The organism is Dietzia sp. Alg238-R159 (assembly GCF_900537145.1).
In the GTDB taxonomy this organism is placed as follows: Bacteria; Actinomycetota; Actinomycetes; order Mycobacteriales; family Mycobacteriaceae; genus Dietzia; species Dietzia kunjamensis.
Genome location: NZ_UNRI01000004.1, coordinates 241,123 through 262,978, shown reverse-complemented (window position 1 = coordinate 262,978; position 21,856 = coordinate 241,123). Strand labels below are relative to the sequence as shown.

Sequence of the window (21,856 nt, the reverse complement as noted above, 5' to 3'; positions counted from 1 at the left end):
CGGTCGCTGGCATGGTCGTGGGTCGTGACCGTATGGAGGGCGTGTGAGGTCCGCCGGTCTGCCCGGCTTTCCACTTTGGTTCCTGGTCGTAGGTGCTGGAGTTGGGAGTCAGATCGGCACGTTGGGCCGGCGCGGGGAGAAGACGGTGTCGTAGAGCGCCTGCCAGGCTGTTTGCCATGGCCAGCTTTCGGGTAGATGGAGTCGGAGCCGCCGGGCTGAGGAGGCGATCCGGGCCGGGATGTTGATGAGTTTGCGGCGGATCGTCGCGGTCGTCGCGCGTGCCAGGCTCGAGCTTGTGGTCAGGGTGGCGGCGGCGCGGGTGAGGTTGAACGCCATGACGGCGCAGGTCAGCCAGGCGGCGTTGGCGTTGAACACGCCCGAGGGCAGGTGCGCCAGCGCGGAGGCTTTCAGGTCAGCGTGGACGTTCTCGATGATCGCGTGTGCGCGGTGGGTCTTGTCGGCCGCCACTGTGTCGTACTGCTCTACGGATGTAGTGGTGAAGAACGCATGGAACCGCCAGGTATCGAACAGGCTCGCCTGCCCACTTGCAGCCTTGGGATTCAGGTCGGGGATACGGCGCACCACGAGCCGACCCGGCACCTGGTCGTTCTTGGGCTTCGAGGTGAATGCGGTGAAGTCGACCTCGGCGACTTCGGCGCGGGAGATCCAACGGTTGGTGTGTTCGTCGAAGATCGCGTCGGTGTAGTTGATCGTGGTCCACGCGTCGTCGTCGATGGTGGCGATGGCACGTTTGACCGCCGGGTCCATGCGTACGGTGACCGAGACCTCGGCTCCGGCGGCCAGGCAGGCGGTGACCATGCTGTGGGAGTAGAACGCCGAATCGCCTCGGACCAGCACGTCACGGCCGTGAAGGTGGGTGCGGCGGATCAGTGCCAGCGTGTCGGTGGCCAGCCGGGCAGCCCCTCGCGGGGACCCGGCAGAGCCCTTGCGCAGCCGTTGAGCGGCGATCACCGGAGCAGCCTGCTCGGTGGAGACCGTGGCCAGCAGCGCGTTCAGGCCACGTACCCCGGAGTAGCCGAACGAGGCGCCCTGCTTGGCGTGTCCGTAGACCTCCACGATCGTGTCGTCGATATCGACCATCACCGTCCCGGTGTCCGACTCATGACCGAGCAGTCCGGTGTGTTCGGCCAGTGCGCGCACGAACCGCGAGGCGATCGCATCGGTTTGGCGGACGTGGCCGAAGGTGAACTGCCGCAGGAACGATCCCAGCGTCGAAGGGGCGTACGGGCGGTCGAAGAGTGTGCCCATCGCCCCGTGGCGCAGCAGGGCCATGTCGTCGATGCTATCCGCGCCTGCGGCCATCCCGGCCACGAGCGAGGCCAGTTTCACTCCACCGTTGGAGCCCTTGTCGGTGGGCACGCTCAGATGCTCGTCACCGAGCCGGTGCAGGCCCGCCCGGTCGGCGAGTTTCATCAGCGGCACGAGGCCGGCGCCCGACACGAGGTTGGGCTCATCGAACGTCGCGAAGCTTACGGGCAGAGTGTGAGATAGTTGCATCTGCGGGATGCCCTTCTTGAATTGGCGATACGGACCTTAAGCAAGTCGTATCTTGCCAGTTCAGAAGGGCATTCTCGCGTTCCCACACCGCGCTAGAAGTTCATCTCATCGGTGGATCCAGGTTTAGCGCGGTGTCGGTCGAAAGTGTGGGATGGGGCTGTCCACCGGTGACGCACGCGCCTCCGACGTGTGAGTAGACGGGGGTTGGGGCCGATGGTGTGGCGATCAAGTTTGCCCGAGCCGTTGAGCGCCTACCTCCGGTAGGCGAGTAGTGCTGCGTGGGGACGATGTCCGGGATCGTGCCTGTGCTCCTGGTGGGTGATCGTGAATCCTGCTCGGTGAACGGTCTCGATCATGGTGCTAAGGGGCCAGGTGAAGGCGGGCGCCACGGCGTGGGGGAACTCTTCGACCTTGTCCCCGTCGAAGAATGCGAGGAGAAGTTGCCCTCCCGGCTCCATTGATTGGTACATCGTTGTCAGGGCGGTGGGCACCTCTTTGGGGTCTAGGTGGATAAGGGAGTACCACGAGAAGAGCCCGGCCAGGGGGGGGCGGCCAAGTTTGTCAGGTCGTCGATGGACCCTCGGTGGAACTGCACGGTCGGGTAGGTGCGCTGCGCGTGGTCTATGAACTGTTCAACTGGGTCGATTCCCATTGCGTTGATCCCGGCTTCGGCGAGGTAGGCGGTCCAGTGGCCGGGGCCGCACCCGATGTCGACTACTCGTCCTGAACATCTGCGGGCCCAGCGGTCAACCAGGTCTCGGTCCTCGGGTGCGGTTGAACTGATGTGGCCGAGGAGGTTGATGTATTCGTGCGCGCGGGCTGAGTAGGCCGCATTCACGGGGTTGGGGTGGTCTGGAGTGCGTGGTCGGCTGTTCATGCGGGCCATCCGTTCACGCTAGCCGCGGGTGTTGCACATGATCCTCGTCAACGCCCCTCTTCTGCGCTGCACGACCGTGCTACACCGGCACGGGTCGGGTTTAGGGTGCGAACTGCGTGTTAGGAACGCCTTTCGGAAAGCGCCGTTCTGACGATCGGACAGCGCGCGTACGAGCATCCGGTAGCGGACCCGCAGGGATTCGCTCGGCTCGCGAGCATTCGACCGGTGCCCGCCGTTCCAGGGCGAACGCACGGGCCGCGCGCGACATTGGGTCCGGGTTAGTGCCCGCTTCTTAATCCTCACCGACCGGTCGGGCAGGTTGGGATGCACCGCTCTGAGTGAGTCACTGGCCATTTCCGTGGGGTTCAATGACGTGCTGCTCGTCCCCCGGCTACTGGATGGCCATCCGGGGAGCTGGGGCGCGGTGAAGTCCCACTTCTCAACTGCTAGCTTCTGGCGGCGCGTTGAGGGCAGTCAGGCTCGCGGCGCTCCGCCAACTAGGCGGGGGACTTGGTCCACTGCGCGGCGTCGGTGTTCGAAGGAGCGGCACCGGTTCGGCCTGCCCGACGCGATCAAGAGACGACCGCGTCGTCACCGCCCGGGCCCTGGCGAGCAGGGGGGAACAGGGAGCGTGGCGGGTGGCACTTGCCGCCATCGAGGCGCTATCCGGTAGCCGTCCGAACGCTATCCGATCGTCAGAACCGTGCTATCCGAAGCACGTCCCAAACAAACTGCGCCGATCCCCGACGCGGGGAGAGGGCAACAGGCATCGCGTTAGGCGATCGTCTATCTCGACACCGAGGAATCGGCCTACCGCGGCGGTCAGGGTGCAGCCTGGGGGGTCGGTGGATAGTACTGCGGGTCCAGCCGGAAGATTCGCCGAGGAAAGGTTCGGTACTGGCCGTCGATCTCCGTGTCGACGAACTTCTCCTGCATGTGTGCTGCCCCCGAGTCAACTAGTCCTTGCAGGCCCCGATTGCGGGTGGTCTCCGATAGGCCGTGATGGTCCTTGAAGTACTTGGGGCTGAACCAGATCCCGTCGGTCTCGTGAGTGCCGGCGCGGTAGTAATAGGTCAGAAGTGTGAACATCGCAAGTGATGCTCCGTCTAGGTCCCCGATCAGTCCTTGCGTCCATAGTTTCTCGGATAGTCGGAAATAGCCGCTCCCGCCTTCGTCTGTGTAGGGGAGTGAGTAGTCGTCGTGGGGTGGCGTTTCGTTCAACAACGTGATTTTCGAGTTGTAACCCCTTCGGCCGGGATCTAGTCGGATGAACCCACGCTTGTCGAGTTCGTGGAGGTTAGTGGCGACCGATCTGGCGCCCTTTGTTGCAGGGTCCGGGAGTCCGATGACTTCTGCCCACCATCGAGCTGGCCTTGATGCTGTATGCGGGGGAGCGGAGGCGACCCATAGAAGGCTCAGTAGCAACGCGAGCCGGGTGCGCCCGCCACGGCCCCCGCCGCCAGCGCTCGCGCTACTCATCAGTGAGCCCATTGGCGACTGGGGCTGACCCTCTGCGATGGTCACAAATGCGCGGCGGACTGGCGCTCCCATGCGCGAGCGGTAGCCCATCCGCGCCGCGAACTCGCGAGCAGTGCTGCCCGGCAGTAGAATGTTCACAAGTTCACCACGATCATGTTGATATTACATTGGCCCTGGGTTTGGCGGGGGGTCAATTCCACGCTAGCGATAGTAACACGTCGCCGCGGGGTAGCCATGGTGCGGATGGGGGTTGTAGAGTTGCAGTTGCGGCAGCCCCCACCGAGGCCGATCACCTCATCGGGGCCGTCCCGGCAGTTGGGTAGGCGCGGCCAGGTTAGATCGCGCACGCTTCTCGGCGAATACAGGCGGGCCCTTGTATGGCTACGTAGGTGTTCGCTGAGGGGCGCCCCAGGCTCCTGCCGCTGACGCAAAATGTCGCAAGCGAAGGTCCCCGACGTGCGCGGGGGCCTTCGCTTCTCTATGAGTCGCCGGATTCTTATTGAGGGCCCGCGGGTTGGGGTGTCGGGGACCACTGTTGGGTCTCGGGGGACCAGAGGCCGGCGGTGAACGGGTTGTCGGGGGAGAGAAGGGGATTCAGCAGCGTGCCGGCCAAGGTCAGCGCAGTGTTAACGCTGAGGAGTTCCGGGCGGGGTTGATGCAGGGTGCTGACGAATTTCTTGTAGCCGGTCGTCCACTCGTCACTCGGGAGGGTGAGTTGGGGCGGTAGCGCCACCAATCGAATACGGACCTGTTGGCCCAGTGCAGTGCGCAACTTTTCTGCGTCCACTTCGAGTTCGAGAACGATCAGGCCGATGTCGATTACCTTGGCCGGCGCCGGGCTGCTTTCCTACTTGGCGGCTGCGTACGCTTCCATCACCGTGGCGGGAATGCGGCCGCGGTCAGAGACATCATGGCCATTGTCGCGAGCCCATTCGCGAATCGCCTTGGTGTCCTCGGATGCGGTCTTGGTCGTGGCCTTGCGCGGAGTCTTGGACTTTCCGGTCACCCGCTGGCCGGCCTCGATGTACGGCGCCATGACCTGGTGGAATGTGTCAGCGTTCTCGTCGCTGAGGTCGATCGAATATTCTTTTCCATCGAAGGCGAAGAAGAGAGTGTTCGCCTCGTTGCCCAGGTCAGAGCCGTCGATATCGTCGATGTACCGCATCTGAAAATGCTGTGCCATTGCGTCCCCCTATAGTGATGCCGTCAAAACTGAGTGACAGTATGCACCAAATGGAGAAATCAGGCCCATTACATTCCCGGGCAAGCCTCAGGCGCCGATTCCGCCAGTGGCCGACCCGGCGTCGAGGTGCCGATAGAAGTCGACACGGGTTTTCGGACACTGGTGGCCTGGCGAAACAAGTTGGCTTCGGAAGCGTCGCAAACTCGATCGTTTTACGGATGTGGGAGTGATGTAGCTTTCTGAGGCGATCACAAAATGCCGCGACTGAGCGATTAATCCCGCCACGCGAGGCGGTGGTCAGACGCAGCAGGAGGTGGGCAGTTCGGTGTGGAAGGTGCCTGCGACCAGGCGCAGAGCTTCGGAGACGGTCAAATAGGGGGCCCAGGTGTCGGCAATCTGGCGGGTGGTCATCCGGGCTGTGATGGCGTAGGTCGCCGCGAGCATGATTTCTCCGGCGTGGTCTCCGATGGCGCTGAGTCCGAGGATTCTTCCGGTTTCTGTTTCGGCGACCATTTTGATCGCCCCGCGGGTGTCCTGGTCGACTAAGGCGCGCGGCAGGTCTTCGAAGCTCATCACCCGGGTTTGGCAGCGGTGCCCGGCGGCCCGGGCTGCGGCCTCGGTGAGCCCGGCGGTGGCCAGGTGGGGGCGGGAGAAGATTACCGCTGGCAGTCCGGTGTAGTCGACGACCTCGCCTGGGCCCTGCGGATCGGTGCGAAGGGCGTTGGCGGCGGCGGCTTTTCCGGTGGCAGCAGCGACGTAGACGAACTGGGGTGCCGAGGTGGCGTCACCGGCGGCGAAGACGCGCCGGTTGGTGGTGCGCTGATGCTCGTCGACGAGGATGAATCCGTCCGGGTCGGTGGTGATTCCTGCGGCTGGCAGGTTGAGGCGGTCTGTGGACGGGCGACGCCCGGTGGCCACCAGTAGACGCTCTGCGCAGTGGCTGCGGCCCGAAGCGGTGCGGACTGTGACCTGTGCGTGCTGCCGGTCGACAGAGGTGGCGTGCTCCTCGATCACCGTGATCCCGTCCTGGGCCAGGGCCTGGCGAAGGATGGCGACCAGTTCCGGCTCGGCAGCAGGGGTGATCCTGCCGATGATGGTCACCCGGGTGCCCAGATGGGCGAAGAGTTGGGCCTGTTCGATACCGACGTAGCCACCGCCGATGACGATCATGGAGTCGGGCAGTTCAGTTAATTCCATGGCGGTGGTCGAGGTCAGATGCTCCACCTCGTCCAGCCCGGTTACCTCCTTCGGTAGTGCCGGTTCTGCTCCGGTGGCCAGTACCACCGAACCGGCCGCCACCGGATCCCCATCGATCACCAGAGTGTCGGGATCGAGGAAGGAAGCCTCCCCACGGCGGATTTCGAAGCCATGGGCGTTCGCGACGTCGGCGTACTTGGTCTCTCGCAGTCGAGTGACCAGCTGGTCCTTCTGCTTGACCAGCGCTCCCAGATCAACGCCCCGGGCAAGGGTGGGGACCCCGGGGAAGGGATTGGTCAGTGCGGCCTGGCGGGTGCCGGCAGCGGCCAGCAGCGTCTTGGACGGGACGCACCCGATGTTCACGCAGGTGCCGCCCATGGTGCCGCGCTCGATCACCAGCACCGTCCTGCCGGCCTGTCGAGCGGTGATAGCGGCCGCCATGGCTGCCCCGCCGGAGCCCACCACCGCCAAATCGAATTCGAAACCCGGTTCCATCAGATGGCCCCTCTCTTTCTTCGCTCATTAGGATGGACCTTCCAGTGCACTGGAAGGTCAACCCAGGCGGTCTTGAAGGAGCGGTAATTTCAATGAGGATCGGCGAACTGGCTGCCGCGGCGGGCACCACTCCGAAAACCCTTCGCTACTACGAATCCGTGGGCCTTCTCCCGCCTCCACAACGAACCCTCAACGGTTACCGTGACTACCCTGAGCACGTGATCTCCCGGCTCGATTTCATCCGGCGGGGCCAGAGCGCGGGGCTATCGCTTGCCCGCATCGGTGAGATCCTCCGGATTCGCGATGACGGACAGGCACCTTGCGCTCACGTCGACACGCTCCTGGTGACTCGACTGGACGAGATCGACCAGCAGATAGCCGATCTCTTGCAGCTGCGTCAGGCAGTCGCCCAGCTCCAGTCCGCCAGCCGCACAGTGGACCCTGCGACCTGCCAAGCCGAGACGATCTGCCGCTACCTCTGACTGGCGGTGCTGTGGTCCATGCGGGACGCACCGCCTTCCCTGCCGGCCGGGGGCCGCGACCCGGCGGGGGGTTGTTGATGCGGGGAGGGGGGTTGTCAGGTGAGTCTCATGGTGGTCAGGCAGGTGAGGTCCTGGTCTCCGGTGGCGATCGGAACAGTGGCCGACTTGTCGTCGTAGTCGATGGTGAGCGTGGCAGTGATGTCTCGCGGTAGCCAGAATCCGAGGAAGCCGTTGTCGTAGGTGGTGCGTGGTTCGTCGATGAGGATGTCTCCGGTGGCGGTATCGGTGACGGTGACGTGCACCTCTTCGGTGGCCATCTCGCCGCGGCAGGTGGTCAGGCTGTGGAACTGGCAGGGGTGGGTGCTGGTGTTGTAGGGCGCCACTGACAGATAGAACTGGTCATCTGGCATAGGCATCGTTGCCAGGCCCTCATCGCTACTGGTCAAGACCAGTTCGGTCGGCTGCACCGAGGCGATCAGATCATCCGGCCTATCGGCCACCGGCATGGTGTCGAGTTTGTTGATGATCTGGGGCGCGTCGAGACCGGCGAGGCCGTAGGACTCCAACGACGGGTTGGGTGGTTCTGTCGAAGCGTTCTCGGACGGCCCGGTCGAGCAGCCGGCGAAAGTTAACGCGGCGGCAGCAAGGAACGCGGACGCGACTCGTCGCCGCGAGTGGTGTCTGATGGTCATCGTGTTTATCATCGCTCCATCGCTCTTGTGACGGATTCTGGACTCAGGTCGAGGCGGCGTAGCAGCTGGGCGTTGAGAGCGACAACGACTGTCGATAGCGACATGAGGATGGCGCCGACGCTCATGGGCAGCACGAATCCGACCGGGGCCAGGACACCTGCGGCCAGGGGCACGGCGGCGAGGTTGTAGCCGGCGGCCCACCACAGGTTCTGCTTCATCTTGCGGTAGCTCGCCCGGGAGAGTTCGATGACCGAGAGCACAGAGCGGGGATCCGATGAGGCCAGGATGACGCCGGCGGAGCCGATCGCCACGTCGGTCCCGGCGCCGATGGCGATGCCCACATCGGCTTGGGCCAGTGCGGGCGCGTCGTTGACCCCGTCGCCGACCATGGCGACCTTGCGGCCCTCGTGCTGGAGTTGGGCGACCTTGGCGGCCTTGTCTTCGGGCCGGACCCCGGCGAAGACCCGGTCGATGCCGAGCTCGGCGGCGACGGTGTCAGCGACGGCCTGAGCATCGCCGGTGATCATGACGACCTGCGCACCGGCAGCATGGAGCGCGTCGACGGCGTCACGGGACTCGGGCCGGATCTCATCGGCCAACCGCAGCGCGCCGATCACCCGGCTATCGGCGAGGACGTGCAGGATGATCGCGCCCTCGGTACGCCACTGATCGGCGACGGGGAGTTCGTCGCGATCGTGCTGGTCGAGGAGATAGGGGCCGCCGACCTCGACCACGGTGCCCTCCACCGTGGCCTTCACGCCCACAGCTGGCGAGGAGGAGAAGTCGGTCGCCTTCGCCACGGTCAGTTCGCGGGCCCTTGCGGCCCCGACCACTGCTCTGGCGAGCGGGTGCTCGCTGTCGCTCTCGGCCGCCGCGGCGAGGGCGAGTACCTCGTCTTGGGTGTGTCCCTCGATCGGTTCGATTCCGGTGACGGTGGGTTCGCCCTTGGTCAGGGTGCCGGTCTTGTCGAACAGGACGGCGTCGACGGTGCGCATCGATTCGAGCGCGAGGCGGTCCTTGATCAGTACGCCGCCGCGGGCGGCGCGTTCGGTGGCGATCGAGACCACCAGCGGGATCGCCAATCCCAGGGCGTGCGGGCAGGCGATCACCAGCACGGTGATCGTGCGAACCACCGCCGCATCCGGCAACCCCAGGACACTCCAAATGACCGCGGTGATCGCCGCCGATGCGAGGGCGAACCAGAACAACCAGCCGGCCGCGGTGTCGGCGATGCGCTGGGCACGCGAGGAGGATGCCTGCGCGTCGGCCACCAGCTTCTGAATTCCGGCCAGAGCTGTGTCGTCACCGATTGCGGAGACTTCGACGCGCAAGCCGGAGTCGGTGGCCACCGTGCCGGCGACCACTTGCTCGCCGATCTCACGGCGGACCGCCTTGGACTCGCCGGTGACCATGGATTCGTCCATGCTGGCCGAGCCGTCGATAATCTTGCCGTCGGCGGGCACAGAAGCGCCGGGGCGGACGATCACGACGTCACCGACCGCCAGGTCGGCTGGTGCGACTGTGACCACGTCGTCGCCGTCGAGCTTCTCGGCCTCATCGGGTAGCAGTGCCGCCAGGGAGTCGAGTGCAGAGGTGGTTTGCGCCAGGGAGCGCATCTCGATCCAGTGGCCCAGCAGCATGATGACTACCAGCAGGGCCAGTTCCCACCAGAAGTTCAGCTCAGGATCCAGGATGCGCAAGGTAGCGCCCCAGGAGGCGATGAACGCCACCGTGATCGCCAAGCCGATGAGCAGCATCATGCCGGGTTGACGAGCGCGGACCTCGGAGAGAGCGCCGGTCAGGAACGGCCGGCCGCCCCAGAGGTAGATCACTGTGCCCAGGATGGGGGAGACCCACCACACCCATCCGGCGTCGATGAGGTGGTAGCCAAGGAGGTGGGCGAACATGTCGTTGAAGCCGACCACCGGTACCGCCAGGACGAGCATGATCCAGAAAAGACGTCGGAACTGTCCGACGTGGTCTGCGTGCCCGGCATGACCGCCGTGGTCTTCATGTCCGGCGTGATGCTGCCCCGCCTGGTCGTGGCCGGTGGTGTCATGGGGCGCGTCCGGGTGATGATGCTCGGCTACCGCCGCGCCCCTATCGTCGAGGCGCCCGGCCGAGTCGCCACCGGGTCCGTGCCGGTGGGCGTGGTCATGATGATCGTGTGGCTGACTCATTCGTTCACTTCCGTCTTGTCCAGTGCCGCGCGGTTGGCGTGATCTTCGGGCAGCAGCCGTCCGGCAGCTTCGATATCCAGAAGTTTCGAGGGAGTGGAGCAGCACGAACACGACTCCCTGACAGCCGTTAGCGGTAGCGCATGGTGCGTTCTAGAGGTCATGGACATTCCTTCCCGCAGGCCCAGTTGCGAATGCTCTCGGCCAAGAGACGATACCCCCATAGGGTATCGATCCATGTTCGTCGTCTGTGTCGGCCGCACAAAGTTCACGGATGCGAAACCGGGGTTGTGGGCCGCTGCCGCGGCCCGCAACGATCGGGTGGTTAGAGCGAGTTGAGCAGGTCGCGCATGGTGTCGATTTCCTGTTGCTGGGTGTCGATGATGGTCTGGGCCAGGTCGACGGCAGGCTGGAAACTGCCGTTTTCGACCTCGTCTTCGGCCATGGTGATCGCGCCTTCGTGGTGGGCGATCATCTGCTCCAGGAACAGTCGTGCGGCGTCGGTGCCTTCGGCGTCGGACAGTTGCTGCAGTTCGTCGGCGCTGAGCATGCCGTCCATCTCAGCCATGTTGTGGCCGCCGTGACCGCCCTGCGGTTCGGTGGGTTCACCCCACTGCTCGAGCCACTCGGTCAGCTGCTGGATCTCTGGGCCTTGAGCGTTCTTGATGTCCTCGGCCAGCGTGGTGACGTCCTCGGGGATGCCGTCCTTGGCCAGAATGATGTCGCTCATCTCGATCGCCTGTTGATGGTGCGGCATCATCATCTGCGCGAACATCACGTCCGCCTCAGAGTGTTCCGCGGCCGCACTGGATGTGGCGGTCGTCGTCGATTCGACGGCCGACGAGATGACAGAGGTCGTGGCTTCGGCGGTGGTGTCGTCGCTGTCGTTGGTGCACGCGGAGAGGGCGAGCAGCGCGGCTGCCGCAACTGCGGTGACTAGCTTGGGCTTGCGGATCATCGTGGGAGTGCCTTTCTCGATGGGTATAGGTCGGGCCGGGAGTGGTCAGGCGAGGTAGGACAGGGTGGTCATCATTCCGGCTTCCTGGTGGTAGGCGTTGTGGCAGTGGAAGGCCCATTGGCCGGGGTTGTTCGCGTCGAACTCGATCTCGATAGTCCGCATGGGGCGGATCGTGACGGTGTCTTTGCGCAGCCCGCTGTCGGCGAGGGCGAAGGTGTGACCGTGAAGGTGCATCGGGTGGGCCATGTCGGACATGTTGCGCAGCCGCATCCGGACCCGGTCGCCGCGGGAGACCTCCAACGGCGTGGTGTCGGGGTGGGTTTGCCCGTTGAGTGTCCAGCGATACGGCATCATGCTGCCGCCCATGTCGACGCTGAGGTAGCGGTCGTGCCCTCGGCCGGGCAGTCGAGAGTCCGGCGCTGGGGTCAGATCCGCGGCCAGCAGCACCGGTCCGTCGAGTTCGCCGGGGCGCGGGTCGGCGGGTAGCTCGCCGGCCCCGGTGCGCACGAGGGCGTACCCGTACCCGTTCTTGCCTTCTGCCTCGGCGAAGAGGGGAAACACCCCGTCTGTCAGCGTGACCACGGCGTCGACCCTCTCGCCCATCCCGAGCAGGATCGCCTCCGTCTCCTGGGGAGCGGTGGGAAAGCCGTCGGTGTCGGTGACGGTCATCGTGTGTCCGCCGAGGGCGACGCGGAAGAACGTGTCCGCCCCGGCGTTGATGATCCGGATCTTCGCGCGTTGGCCCGGGCTGGCAGTCCACGAGACCGGATCGGCCGGGACTCGGCCGTTGACCAAGTAGTGCGGATAGTGGACGTCCCCGGCGACACCGAGCAACCGGGAGGTCATCATCGGGTTGCTGGACCGTGCGCCCCCCATCTGGCCATGCCCCATTCCGGCCATCGGCCGGCCCCGAGCGCCGGGGGCATCCATGCCCACTCGCCCGGCGGCGTCCTCGGGCGTGCCGTCGATGCCGTCGATCCAGTCGTCGAGGACGACGATCCATTCGTGGTCATAGTCCCCGGGGTCGGCGGGATCGTCGATGATCAGCGGACCGTACAGGCCCCGGTCGAGCTGCAGCCCGGAGTGTGAGTGGTACCAATGAGTCCCGGCGTGGGGGACTGTGAAGTCGTAGGTGAACCGGGCGCCCGGATGGATCGGGTCCTGGGTCAGACCGGGCACTCCGTCCATATCGTTGCGCAGGGCGATGCCGTGCCAGTGCACGCTCGTCTCCTGGTCGAGCTGGTTATCCACCTCGACTTGCAGCAGATCTCCTGCCCGGGCCCGCAGGACCGGACCCGGAACAGTGTCAGCAAATGCCCAGGTCGACACCACGAGACCACCGAGATCGACCTCCACCGGGCGCGGGGACAGCCGAGCGTTCACCACCTGCTGGCCTGGTCGCTGGCGCTCGGCCTCCAGGTCCCGGATCGCCGGATCCGACGCCGACACCGGCACCCCCGAGGGCGCCGGCTCGCTGCAGGCGGTCACCGCACCCGCGCCGGCCAGGACCGAACCGATGAGAAATGCCCGCCGCGACAACTCCTTCACCGGTCGTCCGCCGAGGGCGACGGCCCGAACAGCGCAGTGACCAGGAGCAGGGTCGACGCCCACAGTGCGGTGACGACCACGGCGCCGACCGACAATGCGACCCATCCGCGCATGAGGTACCTCCCGTGTCCGACTCGACCACCTATGGTGACCGGCCACCCGAGCGCTCCCGATGGAGATCGTGTGAAGATTCGGTCAAGGCGCCCACTCGGGTGAAGGACTTCCAGGAGTTGCGGCGAAGATGGCCGGCATGCCCCCTTCCGTTTTTGGCGCTCGCCGTTCGAATCCCCAGCAGCCCGCCGGTCCGCGGGCGCTGGTGGTCGATGACGAGGAGCCCCTCGCCGACCTGGTCGGCTCCTATCTCCAGCGCGACGGGTTCGATGTCACGATCACCGGGGACGGACAAGAGGCGGTGGCTCTGGCTCGCCGAATCGATCCCGATGTCATCGTTCTCGACCTGGGGCTGCCCGGGCTGGACGGGATCGAGGTATGCCGGCAGGTCAGAACGCACTCCGACGCCTACATCGTCATGCTCACGGCCCGGACCGAGGAGATCGACACGCTGATCGGCCTGTCCGTCGGCGCGGATGACTACATGACCAAACCGTTCAGCCCACGCGAGCTCTTGGCCAGGATCCAGGCGATGATGCGCAGACCGCGAACCGGCGCCACCGAGACCCACCACGGAAGGTCGCCGGAACAGGTACAAACCGTCGGCGACCTGACGATCGACACCGCGGGCCGAGAAGTCACCGTCGGCGGCGCCGATGTCGCGCTGACCCGCACCGAGTTCGATATCCTCGCCGCGCTCACCCGCGACCCTGGGGTCGTCTTCAGCCGAGCGCAGCTCATGGCCGCCGTGTGGGGCCCGAACTGGGTGGGTGATGACCACCTGGTGGACGTCCACATCGGTCACCTTCGTCGCAAGCTGGGCGACGATGCCTCCCGAGGCCGTTTCGTGCGCACGGTCAGAGGAGTTGGCTACCGCATGGGAACGGGCCAGTGAACGACATACCATCGCCGGACGCGGCCACAACTCGGCCCCACACCAGCCGACGCATCGCTGGATTCAGCTTCGGTACCCGCCTGCTCCTGGCCATGTCCAGCGTGGTCGTCGGGTGCGCGGTCAGCGCGTGGCTCGTCGCCTCCGCCCTGGCCCCGGGCATTTTCCACGACCACCTCGGTCAAGCCGGAATCGACCACGATTCGAACGAAGCAGCCCACGTCGAAGAAGCCTTCACGGTCGCCATAGTCCTGGCCTGGGGGCTGGCGGTAGCCATCGCGGTCCTGGTGGCCTTGCTCACCAGCTGGTACCTCACCCGCCGAGTCCAGCGCTCGGTCACCATGGTCACCACCTCGACGGCAGACATAGCGCGAGGGCAATACGAGACCCGGGTGGCGAGCCCGAAACTTGGCCGGGAGTTCGACGATCTGGCCACCAGCGTGAACGAACTGGCCAGGCGTCTCGATGCGACAGATGCCACCAGGCGAAGGATGCTCGCGGATCTGGGTCACGAGCTGCGCACCCCGCTGGCCACCATCGACTCCTACCTCGAGGCCGTGGACGACGGAGTCCGTGCCTTCGACGACTCCACAAGGCAGGTGCTGTGGGCGGCCACCCGGCGGCTCGAACGGCTCGCCTCGGACATCGTCGACGTCTCCGATGCAGAAGAACACCTCACACAACTGCAACCAGTTCGAACCACCACCAAAGACCTGGTGGCAACGGCAGTTAACGCAGCACGCGAACGCTACGCGGACAAAGGCGTCCAGCTGCACATAGGCGACATCGAGCCGACCGACGTCACCGTGGACGCCGAACGAATCGGACAGGTATTGGGAAACCTCCTCGACAACGCCCTACGACACACACCGACCGGAGGGACCGTCACCCTCAGGGCTGCTCCTTCGAGAACGAACACAACCGCGATCGCCGTCTCCGACACCGGGGAAGGGATCGCCGCCCAGCACCTAGATCATCTCTTCGACCGCTTCTACCGAGCCGATCCCGCCCGAGCCCGAAACGCAGGCGGCTCCGGAATCGGCCTGGCGATCACCCGAGCACTGGTCGAAGCACACGGAGGGCGAATCCGAGTAAGCAGCCGCGGCCTAGGCCACGGAGCACAATTCACACTCGAACTCCCCTGTGCGCGAGAGGCGCAAGGAACCACAATGCAGTCATAAACTAGTCCACCACCTATTTATGCCCCCACCCTCGCTGATCTCTCGGCATATACACAATTGTCTCCCGAGTTAACATGAGGGAATCTCACGGTCTTCGAGCGACACCATCTCGGCCCCCACCGGACGAGGCCAACACCAGATAAGGGGAGACAATTGACGGAGCGACGATGGACCGTGAACGGTCTAGGAGATCATTCGGAAGTCTTTGACGAGCAACAGCAGTCATGGGTGAAGGCAAGCAAGCAAGTCGTCACACCATCCGGACTGGTGAAGGTGACCGGCCGCAACAACAGCGGGGAGAAGGTCACCATTCGGATGTGTGAGGGCGAGACCTGGCTGGTCCGCTAGAAGCCACATCTGTTGCGTTCTTAGGAAGCCGACCTCCGTAGCTTTACAGAATCTACGTTCTCGGCCATTGTTCCAATCACCTGAGATGGATCGGGTCCGGCGACATACTCCAGCGCCACATCGCAGGTGACAGTGGCTACGGTGAGGCTTGGCGGGCTCCAAGTTCGGCGACCTTGATGAAGTAGAGAAGAAATCCCTGCAGCGATGGTTCTTGCGGGCTCTGGCTACTTGGGTTCAAGTCGGCCGCTGTCGCGCATGCCCGTAATAGTGAGGCGACGGGATTGGTCGCCGAACCTGGTCCGGAGATCCTCACCGCATGCCCGTCTTACGAAGTGGATAAGGCCTGATGGGCTGCCCGTGGCGCGGGACGCAAATACAGCCGCCCGTCTCGAGGGCGCACGCGTAATCTCAACAGGCATGACGCCTCGCGACAATGATGAACGGCTCATCGGGGCCCTTGGCCCTACCGCCTGCGTCCGCTTGAGCTCCTGCGTCCAGCAGCACCGGTTGATCTCCGGCGGCGCAGGGCCTGCAATCGAGTCGCAGCGCACCTACTGTGGGCAGCGGACATGACCGTGCCCGCGTCCGGACGGCGGGTGCTGGTCACCGGCGCCACCCAGGGTATTGGCCGTGCCGTGGCACAGGCGTTTGCCCGGCTCGGGGATATCGTGGCTGTTCACTACGCATCGCGCCCCGAGGAAGCCCGACGTACGCTCGAGTCCCTTGATGGCGAGGGGCACGTCATGGTGAACGCCGACATGAGTGACCCGCACCAGTGCCGAGCCCTCGTGCAGAAGGTCCTGAGCGAGCTGGGAGGGGTGGACGTGCTGATCAACAACGCAGGTATCGCTCCGAGCCCGTTCAACGCTCATCCGATCGTAGACGCAACGTTCGAGGACTGGACGGATCGTTGGGAGCAGATGTTGTCGGTCAATCTCCTGGGAGCCGCCCACGTCACCTGGGCGTTCGCGCAGCAGCTCCGGGAAGGCGGCGGTTCTGGCGCCGTGGTGAACATCGGGTCGCGCGGCGCGTTCAAGGGCGAGCCCGAGCACCCGGCCGATGCGGCCAGTAAAGCCGCACTCCACGCGTTCGGGCAGTCAATCGCCGCGACGCTTGCCCCGTACGGAATCTCGGTCTCGTCGGTGGCGCCGGGCGTCGTAGCTACCGAACGCCAGGCGACAACACTGGCTGGCCCGGACGGCGATGGGCTGCGCGCACAGAGCCCTTTCGGTCGCGTTGCCACCCCGGAGGAGGTCGCACACGCCGTGCTCTACCTTGCCTCCCCCGAGGCGGTCTGGTCCTCGGGCGCCGTACTCGACCTCAACGGAGCCTCGTACTTCCATCCGTAGAGGGCTGATGGCTGCCCCATATGCCGGGTGCATCTCAACAGCAATGCTGGTCGTGAGTCTCCGCCGGGCCGTTAATTCCCGCCGGCCACTAGACCCAGTCGACGGTCTGCAGCAGCGGCTCCTCGAGCTCCAGAGCGGGGTGCCCAAACAGTGGTATGCCAGGGGACGGGCGTCCTCCGGCAGCGGAACGCTCCCGGAGAAGTGGTCGGGATCGACGAAGCTCGTGACGTGCCATGGTTGGCTCAGCCCGACGCTCGGCGCCACGGCGAAGACGCGGGGAGCCGCTCGACGGTCTGGCGCGAAAGGGGTGTGGTGGAAGTGCCGATGGTCCCGGCGCGCGTTGCCAGAACGCGCCACAATGCTTCGACATTGTCCGCGCGATCGTCGCCCGGGCCGGGACCGGTGCTCATACCCGCACGAATCGGGGGCTCCACACCCGCCCGGAGTCCGTGATCCGCGTCCCGGAGGCGCCCACGATGAGCAGACACTTCATGTCGATCGACCCACAGTCGAGTTCGCCGAGGGTGGTGACGGTCAACGATTCCTCGGCTCGGCCCACGTCACGGCCCACCACGACGGGCGTGGTCGGGGAGCGGCGCCGGAGCAGGATCTCGCGGGCGTCGGAGACCTGGTGGGTGCGCGAGCGGGAGGCGGGGTTGTAGACCGCCAGGACCAGATCCGCGGCGGCGATCGCGTCCAGCCGCTGGTCGATCACGTCCCACGGCTTGAGCCGGTCCGACAGGCTCACCACGGCAAAGTCCGCACCGATGGGAGCGCCCGCCCGCGCGGCCACCGCCTGTACAGCGGAGACCCCGGGAGCGACGCGGATGTCGATGCCGGTGAAACGCGGATCCTCCGCGGCCTCGAAGACCGCCGAGGCCATGCCGAACACGCCCGCGTCGCCGCCGGAGACCACGGCCACTTGCTCGCCCGTGCCGGCCAACTCCAGGGCGAGTGCCGCCCGGTCGACCTCGACGGTGTTGCCGGAGCAGTGTCGGCGCAAGCCCGCCCGCTGCGGGACTCGGTCGACGTACGGGGCGTACCCCACCACGTGGTCGACCTCGGACAGGATCTGCGAAGCCTCCGGGGTCAGCCACTCTGTCGGGCCCGGGCCCAGACCGACGACGTGCACGACGCCGCGCGATGCTGGGGACTGCTCCTCAACCGAGCCGGCGGTACGCCCCGGGGAGGGCTCCTCGGGTGCAGAGAGCTGCGCGGTCCGGCGGCCGGTGGGGTCGGAGTGCTGAGAGTCGCCGGGGACGACGATGAGCGAGAAGTACGGCACGGAGTCCGGGTCGACCTCGCTGACCGGGTGATGTGCCTCCGCGTCGGTTGACGCCCGCTCCACATAGACCGCGCCGTCGAGCCGACCGGCCGCCTCGAGGGCCCGCCGGACGGCGGGGAAGTTGCGGCCGAGCTTCATGATGATCGCGCCGTCGGTGTCTGCAAGTCGTCGGGCGAGCTCGGGCTCGGGCAGGGTGCCGGGCAGGACGGTAAGGACGTCGGTCTGCCGGACCAGGGGAGTGGCGGCTGCGGCGGTGGCGGCGGCGAAGGCCGGGATGCCCGGCACGATTTCGGTCTCGAATCGAGGGGCGAGCTTGTCGTGCATGTACATGAAGGAGCCGTAGAACAGCGGGTCTCCCTCCGAGAGTAGGACCACGTCCCGGCCGGCGGACAGGTGCTCGGCCAGTCGCTGCGCGCTGCGCTCGTAGAAGTCCGCGATCGCGCCCGCGTACCCGCCCGGGTGGTCGGTGACACCCGTGGTCACGGGGTATTCCAGTCGCTCCTGGATCGCGCCAGAAGGGATGAGATCGGCGGCGATCCGTCGGGCGTTGGACTCCTTGCCGCGGCCGGCGTGAAAAGCCACGACGTCGGCGGCGCCGACGAGACGGGCTGCCTTGAGGGTGAGCAACTCGGGATCGCCCGGTCCCACGCCGACGCCGTACAGCCGGCCGGTCACTCCGCCTCCTGGGCCAGGGCGTTGAGGGCCGAGGCGGTCATCGCGGACCCGCCGCGCCGGCCGTGGACGGTGACGAAGGGGATGTCGATGCCGTGATCGTCCGCGAACACGGCGAGCGCGGCCTTGGACTCCGCGGCGCCGATGAAGCCGACCGGACAGCCGACGATCGCGGCGGGTCGGGGAGCACCGTCGAGGATCATTTCCAGCAGGTGGAACAGGGCGGTGGGGGCATTGCCGATCGCCACCACCGCGCCGTCGAGGCGGTCGCCCCACAACGCCAGCGCCGCAGCGGATCGGGTCGTGCCCATTCGCGCGGCCAGGTCGCGAACGCCGGGATCGGACAGGGTGCACACCACGTCGTTGTCGCGGGGGAGCCGGGCCCGGGTGATCCCCGAGGCGACCATGTGGGCGTCGCACAAGATCGGCGCGCCGACGTCCAGGGCGCCCCGGGCTGCGGACACGAGCCCGGGGTGCACCTGTAGGTCACGGGTCAGGTCGGTCTGGCCGGTGCCGTGCACCATCCGCACGGCGAGTCGCTCGGCGTCGGCCGGAACGCGGGACAGGTCGGTCTCGCCGCGGATGGTCGCGAAGGAGTCGACGTAGATGGCGGGCCCGTCGTCGACGTAGTCGTAGCGACGCGGCGGCCTCAGGGCAGCACTCATGGGGTCCTCCTCGGGGTTCTCGCCCCGGTGTGAGAAGTCGCAGCGACGCGGTGGGAGCGCGCTGATCCCCGGTGAGTATCTGGCTCGGCCCACCTGCTCGACGGGCCTCACAGTGGCGGAACCGCCCCGGACTTGCACCGGGTTCCTCGCCGTGGGACAGCCCGCAGCCTACTCGCGGACGGCCAGCACCCCGCGCCACGGGGTCACGATGAGCTCGGCGACGTCGCCGCCGGTGAGCCGGGCGATGAGGTGGCGGTCGAGGATCCCGCCCGGCGCCTCGACGTGCTCGATCCGCCCCGCCGACCCCGCGACCGGCCCGTACGGCAGCGCCGGGGCCGGGCTCGGCAGCCGGCCGTCCGCAGTGCGGGCCGCGACGAGGGGGGCGGGCAGTTCCCGCACGTGCCACGGCGCGTCCGGGCCGGTGCCGCGGGCTCGGACGAAGGCGCGGGCCAGCTCGACCAGCCGGTCGGCGGCGTCGACCAGCGGCACCACCTCGGACCAGCGGTCGCCCACCCGCAGCTGCGCGGTGTCGGCATCCAGGGCGACCAGGCCCAGGTCGCAGGAGCGGTCGAGCAGGTCCCCGTGGCCGTCGTCCAGGACGAACAGGAATCGGCCCGGCAGGCCGCCGAGCGCAGGGTCGGCCAGCAGTCCGGCGTCCAGCGCCTCGGTCACCGGCCGCAGGTCCGCGCGGCCTCGGGCCTGCCCGCCGAACGACTCGCCCAGGCCTGTCATCGGCGAGACGAGGACGTTGCGCACCAGCTCGTGCCCGGGCGCGGGGAGCAGGCCCGTCTCCGCGATCGCCGCCACCACCTCGCCGGGCAGCTGCCCGTCCGGACCGATCGGCAGGGCCCGAAGCTGCAGGTTCGCACGCGTGGTCACGTGCACGTTGTCGTCGTCGCCATATCTCACGGCGACCCCGTGCAGGGCGGACAGGGCCGCCGGTGACACGCGGCCACCCGGCACGCGCAGTCGGACCAGGGCGCCGTCGGAGGCCGGCCACGGCCGCAGGACGCCCGGGCACAGGTCGCCACGGGTCCGGCGGGTGGGTTCGGCGATGCTCACGGGGGCCATTGTGGCAGCCCGACGCGCGCGTTCAATTTCCCGATCCCCGGCGGTAAGTTTTTTCTTCACAACTGAAGAAACGGAGCTCCACCGTGATACCTCGCCGCGTACCCACCCTTCTCGGCTCCGCCCTCACCGCAGTCGCACTGGTCGCGGCCGGGTGCTCGTCGGACGCCGCCACCGAACCCGCCGCCGCCGAAGCGGCCGCCACCACCACGGCATCACCGGCCGCCGGGTCCGTCGCCGGGGTGACCGTCCCGGACGCGTTCACCGCGCTGACGATGATTCCCATCGGCAACCCGCCGCTGCCGTTCAAGGGCACCGACGGCAAGTACCACGTGGCCTACGACCTGCAGCTCACCAACGCCACCAAGGTGCCGGCGAGCGTGGACAAGATCGACGTGGTGGACGGCACTGATCCCACCAAGGTCATCGCCAGCTTCTCCGCCGCCGCTCTCGTGGACCCGGACTGCGTCTTCGGTGACTGCAACCGCCTGCGCGACCTGCCCGCCGGGTACGTCGACACCGCGCAGATCCCGCCGCAGGAGAGCCGGGTCATGTTCATCGACTTCACCCTCGACTCGCTCGACCAGGCCCCGGACGCGGTGCTGCACCACCTCTACGGGACCGGTGCCGCCTCGCCGGCGTTCGGGGAGCCGGGACCCATCGACTACCTTACGACACCGGTTGCCTTCTCCACCCGCACCGTGCCGGTCATCGCGCCGCCCGTGCGGGGCGAGAACTGGGTGGCCCTCAACGGGTGTTGCGAACCGGGGTTCCCGCACCGCAGTTCGGTGATGTCGGTCAACGGCAAACTCAACAACAGCCAGCGGTTCGCAATCGACTGGAAGCGCACCAACGACCAGGGCGAGTTCTACACCGGCGACAGGAACCACAACGAGAGCTACGTGGACTACGGCGCCGAGATCCTCGCCGTCGCCGACGCCACCGTCGTCTCGGTCCTCGACGGGATGGAGGCCAATGCGCCGGGGGTCCTGCCCGCCAGCAACCCGGAACTGGCGTCCAAGCTCACCGTCGAGAACGTGGACGGCAACCACGTGGTGCTCGACCTCGGCGACGGCGTGTACGCGATGTACGCACACATGATCTCCGGCTCGGTCACGGTGAAACCCGGCGACACGGTGACCGAGGGGCAGGTGCTGGGCAAGCTCGGGAACACCGGCAATGCCAACGCCTCGCACCTTCACTTCCAGCTCATGGACGGGCCGAGCCTGCTCGAGGCCGACTCGCTGCCGTACGAGCTGAAGGGGTTCGACTACGCCGGGCAGGTCCCGCCGCAGCGGATCGCCGACGCCGACGACTTCCTGTCCGGCACCTTCGTCGACGAGGCGACCCTCTCGCCGGAGCCGCGGAGAGGCGAGCTGCCACTCAACCTCGCGGTGGTGGACTTCCCCTGACCGGGATGGCCGTCCCTGGCTGACGCGAGGCAGCCGGTCGGCCACGGGCGGGGTGCGCCGGATAGGCTCGCCGGTGCCGTGGTGCTCGGGAAGCCGGAGGAAAAGCCGGCGCGGCCCTCGCCACTGTAGTCGCGGAGTCGCGCACCCTCGTCCGTCCCTCACGGGGCGGAGACCACTGGACCCTCCAGGATCCGGGAAGGTCGGTCGCACGGCGTTGATGCGAAAGCCAGGAGACCGGCCACGGCGACATGTTCCACGAGGGTTTGG

At 66.7% G+C, this 21,856-nt stretch carries 19 protein-coding genes and 2 riboswitches; of the genes, 8 read left to right on the top strand and 11 right to left on the bottom strand.

Annotated features, from left to right (window positions below):
- Positions 1-108: 108 nt before the first annotated feature.
- Positions 109-1,518, bottom strand: a complete 1,410-nt coding sequence (locus tag G6R20_RS12270; RefSeq protein ID WP_069389547.1) for an IS1380 family transposase — start codon at positions 1,516-1,518, stop codon at positions 109-111.
- Between the two features lie 583 nt (positions 1,519-2,101).
- On the opposite strand from G6R20_RS12270, the gene G6R20_RS18765 reads away from it, so the two are divergent.
- Complete coding sequence (locus G6R20_RS18765; protein ID WP_240341434.1) at positions 2,102-2,245, top strand: hypothetical protein; 144 nt, start codon at positions 2,102-2,104, stop codon at positions 2,243-2,245.
- 972 nt (positions 2,246-3,217) lie between these two features.
- Here the strand turns inward: G6R20_RS18765 and G6R20_RS12260 are convergent.
- The 3 genes from G6R20_RS12260 to merA all read right to left on the bottom strand — a co-directional run bounded on the left by G6R20_RS12260 (position 3,218) and on the right by merA (position 6,749).
- Positions 3,218-3,484 (bottom strand): hypothetical protein, encoded by a 267-nt coding sequence (locus G6R20_RS12260; RefSeq protein ID WP_163376553.1) that lies wholly within the window; start codon positions 3,482-3,484, stop codon positions 3,218-3,220.
- Between the two features lie 1,237 nt (positions 3,485-4,721).
- The gene (locus G6R20_RS12255) at positions 4,722-5,057 is read right to left on the bottom strand and encodes an Lsr2 family protein (RefSeq protein WP_061230208.1); all 336 of its coding nucleotides are present in this window, start codon (positions 5,055-5,057) and stop codon (positions 4,722-4,724) included.
- A 297-nt stretch (positions 5,058-5,354) separates the two neighbouring features.
- Complete coding sequence (gene merA, locus G6R20_RS12250) at positions 5,355-6,749, bottom strand: mercury(II) reductase (RefSeq protein WP_163376552.1); 1,395 nt, start codon at positions 6,747-6,749, stop codon at positions 5,355-5,357.
- 92 nt (positions 6,750-6,841) lie between these two features.
- Here merA and G6R20_RS12245 point away from each other — a divergent pair, with 92 nt between their 5' ends.
- Positions 6,842-7,231 carry a heavy metal-responsive transcriptional regulator gene (locus tag G6R20_RS12245; protein WP_096907655.1) on the top strand — a complete coding sequence of 130 codons (390 nt, stop codon included), beginning with the start codon at positions 6,842-6,844 and terminating at the stop codon, positions 7,229-7,231.
- Positions 7,232-7,326: 95 nt separating this feature from the next.
- Here G6R20_RS12245 and G6R20_RS12240 read toward each other — a convergent pair whose 3' ends face one another.
- Both G6R20_RS12240 and G6R20_RS12235 read right to left on the bottom strand, forming a co-directional pair.
- Positions 7,327-7,923: a CueP family metal-binding protein gene (locus G6R20_RS12240; protein WP_173674812.1), complete on the bottom strand. Its 597-nt coding sequence runs from the start codon at positions 7,921-7,923 to the stop codon at positions 7,327-7,329.
- Between the two features lie 8 nt (positions 7,924-7,931).
- On the bottom strand, positions 7,932-9,869 hold the full coding sequence (locus G6R20_RS12235) for a heavy metal translocating P-type ATPase (protein ID WP_163376551.1): 1,938 nt from the start codon (positions 9,867-9,869) through the stop codon (positions 7,932-7,934).
- Between the two features lie 48 nt (positions 9,870-9,917).
- Here G6R20_RS12235 and G6R20_RS12230 point away from each other — a divergent pair, with 48 nt between their 5' ends.
- Entirely contained in the window at positions 9,918-10,145 is a 228-nt protein-coding gene (locus G6R20_RS12230; protein WP_240341443.1) for a hypothetical protein, read from the top strand.
- Positions 10,146-10,425: 280 nt separating this feature from the next.
- On the opposite strand, the gene G6R20_RS12225 is transcribed toward G6R20_RS12230, so the two are convergent.
- Complete coding sequence (locus G6R20_RS12225; RefSeq protein ID WP_163376550.1) at positions 10,426-11,058, bottom strand: DUF305 domain-containing protein; 633 nt, start codon at positions 11,056-11,058, stop codon at positions 10,426-10,428.
- A gap of 45 nt (positions 11,059-11,103) precedes the next feature.
- The gene (locus tag G6R20_RS12220) at positions 11,104-12,606 is read right to left on the bottom strand and encodes a multicopper oxidase family protein (RefSeq protein WP_120285757.1); all 1,503 of its coding nucleotides are present in this window, start codon (positions 12,604-12,606) and stop codon (positions 11,104-11,106) included.
- Between the two features lie 313 nt (positions 12,607-12,919).
- On the opposite strand from G6R20_RS12220, the gene G6R20_RS12215 reads away from it, so the two are divergent.
- The 4 genes from G6R20_RS12215 to G6R20_RS12200 all read left to right on the top strand — a co-directional run bounded on the left by G6R20_RS12215 (position 12,920) and on the right by G6R20_RS12200 (position 16,487).
- Positions 12,920-13,612, top strand: a complete 693-nt coding sequence (locus G6R20_RS12215) for a response regulator transcription factor (protein WP_163376591.1) — start codon at positions 12,920-12,922, stop codon at positions 13,610-13,612.
- Positions 13,613-13,704: 92 nt separating this feature from the next.
- Positions 13,705-14,790 carry an ATP-binding protein gene (locus G6R20_RS12210; protein WP_163376548.1) on the top strand — a complete coding sequence of 362 codons (1,086 nt, stop codon included), beginning with the start codon at positions 13,705-13,707 and terminating at the stop codon, positions 14,788-14,790.
- A gap of 174 nt (positions 14,791-14,964) precedes the next feature.
- A complete protein-coding gene (locus G6R20_RS12205; protein ID WP_163376547.1) occupies positions 14,965-15,138 on the top strand; it encodes a hypothetical protein in 174 nt (57 codons plus the stop codon).
- Positions 15,139-15,707: 569 nt separating this feature from the next.
- On the top strand, positions 15,708-16,487 hold the full coding sequence (locus tag G6R20_RS12200; RefSeq protein WP_163376546.1) for an SDR family oxidoreductase: 780 nt from the start codon (positions 15,708-15,710) through the stop codon (positions 16,485-16,487).
- Between the two features lie 406 nt (positions 16,488-16,893).
- Here G6R20_RS12200 and G6R20_RS12195 read toward each other — a convergent pair whose 3' ends face one another.
- The 3 genes from G6R20_RS12195 to G6R20_RS12185 form a co-directional block, all read right to left on the bottom strand.
- On the bottom strand, positions 16,894-18,447 hold the full coding sequence (locus G6R20_RS12195; RefSeq protein ID WP_163376545.1) for a precorrin-2 C(20)-methyltransferase: 1,554 nt from the start codon (positions 18,445-18,447) through the stop codon (positions 16,894-16,896).
- Positions 18,444-19,109 (bottom strand): precorrin-8X methylmutase, encoded by a 666-nt coding sequence (locus G6R20_RS12190; RefSeq protein WP_163376544.1) that lies wholly within the window; start codon positions 19,107-19,109, stop codon positions 18,444-18,446. Before G6R20_RS12190 ends, G6R20_RS12195 begins: the two co-directional genes overlap by 4 nt.
- 73 nt (positions 19,110-19,182) lie before the next feature.
- Positions 19,183-19,257, bottom strand: a riboswitch (cobalamin riboswitch).
- 20 nt (positions 19,258-19,277) lie between these two features.
- Complete coding sequence (locus tag G6R20_RS12185; RefSeq protein WP_163376543.1) at positions 19,278-20,171, bottom strand: nitrite reductase; 894 nt, start codon at positions 20,169-20,171, stop codon at positions 19,278-19,280.
- 92 nt (positions 20,172-20,263) lie between these two features.
- Here G6R20_RS12185 and G6R20_RS12180 point away from each other — a divergent pair, with 92 nt between their 5' ends.
- Entirely contained in the window at positions 20,264-21,589 is a 1,326-nt protein-coding gene (locus G6R20_RS12180; RefSeq protein ID WP_163376542.1) for a M23 family metallopeptidase, read from the top strand.
- A gap of 62 nt (positions 21,590-21,651) precedes the next feature.
- Positions 21,652-21,847, top strand: a riboswitch (cobalamin riboswitch).
- Positions 21,848-21,856 lie beyond the last annotated feature (9 nt).